Genomic DNA, 372 nt, shown 5'->3' on the forward strand with positions numbered 1-372 from the left:
CACCGCACCACCCGCACACGGCGCCTGCCCCGCTTACCGCGCCGGGGCCGCTTATCGCGCCGACCTCGCTTACGCGCCTGCCCCGCTCACCGCGCCGCCGCACACGGCGCCTGCCCCGCACACGGCGCCTGCCCCGCTTCCCGCGCCTGCCCCGCTCACCGCGCCGCCCGCACACGGCGCCAGGCCCGCTGACCGTGCCCGCCTCGGTCACCGCGTCGGCCGCCCACCGCGCCCATCGGCCTAGGCCGCCGGCGACTCTCTCGTGCCTGGCGTTTGTGGGACTGTGTCACGAGAGGTGTTTCCGGCCCGACACGCCAGGCTGAAGACCTGGCGGGATGGGCACCGTGAGTGATGACATCGAACGTTATGAGT

Origin of the sequence: Actinoplanes sp. NPDC049598 (genome assembly GCF_040675435.1) — a bacterium.
Taxonomy (GTDB): domain Bacteria; phylum Actinomycetota; class Actinomycetes; order Mycobacteriales; family Micromonosporaceae; genus Actinoplanes.